The organism is Subdoligranulum sp. APC924/74, assembly GCF_003324125.1.
Lineage (GTDB): Bacteria > Bacillota > Clostridia > Oscillospirales > Ruminococcaceae > Gemmiger > Gemmiger qucibialis.
The window spans coordinates 1-1251 of record NZ_PSQF01000186.1; the positions used below are offsets into that span (position 1 = coordinate 1).

The 1251-nt window shown below is 56.5% G+C and carries 2 protein-coding genes; both read right to left on the reverse strand.

What is annotated here, in order from left to right; translation table 11 throughout:
* On the reverse strand, positions 1-398 hold a 398-nt coding region (locus tag C4885_RS16105), incomplete at its 3' end, for a M23 family metallopeptidase (RefSeq protein ID WP_147237885.1).
* 1 nt (position 399) lies between these two features.
* Positions 400-1191 carry a hypothetical protein gene (locus C4885_RS16110; protein WP_114001302.1) on the reverse strand — a complete coding sequence of 264 codons (792 nt, stop codon included), beginning with the start codon at positions 1189-1191 and terminating at the stop codon, positions 400-402.
* Between the last annotated feature and the right edge of the window lie 60 nt (positions 1192-1251).

Below are 1251 nucleotides of genomic sequence, written 5' to 3' on the forward strand. Positions count from 1 at the left end.
TGGCCTTTCCAGCGCACTTCAAAATGCAGGTGTGCTCCATAGCAGTTGCCGGTATCGCCGCTGTAGCCGATCAGCTGGCCTTCCCGCACTTGCTGCCCCTGAGTCACGCAAAGCTTGCTCAGGTGGGCGTACAGCGTTTCCAACGTGCCGTACTTGTATGTAGCGTGGCGCAGCTTGACCATGTTGCCGTAGCTGTTGATGTCCCCCTGGGTGCGGCGGCCATTCCAGCGGTAGGCCGTCTCCACCGTGCCGGCCTCTGCGGCGTATACTGGCGTGCCGACGGCGGCGCGGAAATCCAGCGCCCGGTGCAGGCTGCCATCATTGTAGAGCCAGCCTGCGGTGATAATGTGCTGGGCCAGCGGCCAGTGAAGCAGGACGTCTTCATTTTCCAGTCTCATATCATATACCTCTCGTTACAATCGCGCTGATCGCCGTCAGTCCACTCGGCAGGCCAGTCAGTTTTCCGTTGCTGATGCTTAGACTCAAACTGGTACTGCTTGGGCCGCCGTATATGGCGCCCTTGTGGTACTTGTCGCCCTCAAACGCGACCAGGCTCGTAGTCTGCTGGCCCCAGCCACCGGAACTGGTCATGGTGCCGTAGCCCCAGATCTTGATTGCCCCGTCAGTGCGCTTAAAATTCACGCTGGGGCTGGTGGTCGTGACGGCGTATGCCTCAACGTTGTTATCGCTTTCGGCAGGCTCCGCAGTACCGGTAACTTTTAACCCAGCTGTACTTGTAAATGTTTTGCCTTTTGCAACATCCGCAGCGGTAGCGTCGCCAAAAAGAGTAACATCGGCTCCAAGCTCTATGTAGCTATCGATCCGCATGATTTCGTCGTTGCCAATCCAGGGCATTTTTATGTTGATTAAATCCCTTTTGTCGTCACGTTTCAACGTGACATATTCAGAGCCCCAAGTAAAATAGGTTTTTGTTTTCCCTTTTGCAGTCTCGTACAGATCGCCCGTGATTTTGGCCCCCTGCACATACGCCGTTTTGCCCCTAGCAATATCTTTCGCTGTCGCCGTTGCATCGCTGGTATCCGTGCCGCTTGTGGCGGGGCGAGTGCCAGTGATCTGCATGCCGGTGGCATCGTGCGCAGTTACACCCTCCACCAGATCGCTGGGGGTCACGGTGTCGCCGGTCAGATCAAGGGCGATCTTATCATTGATAACCACCTTGTTTACGGCCATGCTCAGCCTCCGATCGTCAACGTCTGGCCGCCAGCCGCATTATCAACGTATGTGGCCGGG

Bases quoted from the DNA above. Each gene is read 5' to 3' on its own strand.
- C4885_RS16110 (WP_114001302.1), bottom strand. From the start codon at position 1,191: ATGGCCGTAAACAAGGTGGTTATCAATGATAAGATCGCCCTTGATCTG.